The sequence below is a fragment of the Rhodococcus sp. ARC_M5 genome (assembly GCF_022810405.1).
GTDB classification, from domain to species: domain Bacteria; phylum Actinomycetota; class Actinomycetes; order Mycobacteriales; family Mycobacteriaceae; genus Rhodococcoides; species Rhodococcoides navarretei.
Genome location: NZ_JALGQE010000066.1, coordinates 1 through 257, shown reverse-complemented (window position 1 = coordinate 257; position 257 = coordinate 1). Strand labels below are relative to the sequence as shown.

Annotated in this window: 1 protein-coding gene; it reads left to right on the top strand. The window is 67.7% G+C overall.

Annotation, left to right across the window (positions count from 1 at the left end):
• Positions 1 to 257: MBL fold metallo-hydrolase (locus tag MTX34_RS26210; protein ID WP_243611210.1), on the top strand; the 257-nt coding region annotated here is incomplete at both ends.

Below are 257 nucleotides of genomic sequence, written 5' to 3'. Positions count from 1 at the left end.
GCCTCGACGGTGGCACCTGGGACGTCGACAACAACATCTGGCTGATCGGTGACGACGACGAGGTGGTGATCGTCGACGCCGCACACACCGCGGCCCCGATCGTCGACGCGGTTGCCGGCCGCACCGTGACGGCGATCGTCTGCACCCACGGACACAACGACCACGTGACCGTGGCACCCGAACTCTCGGAGACCCTCGACGCGCCGATTCTGCTGCACCCCGCCGACGACATGCTGTGGGAACAGACGCACCCGGGA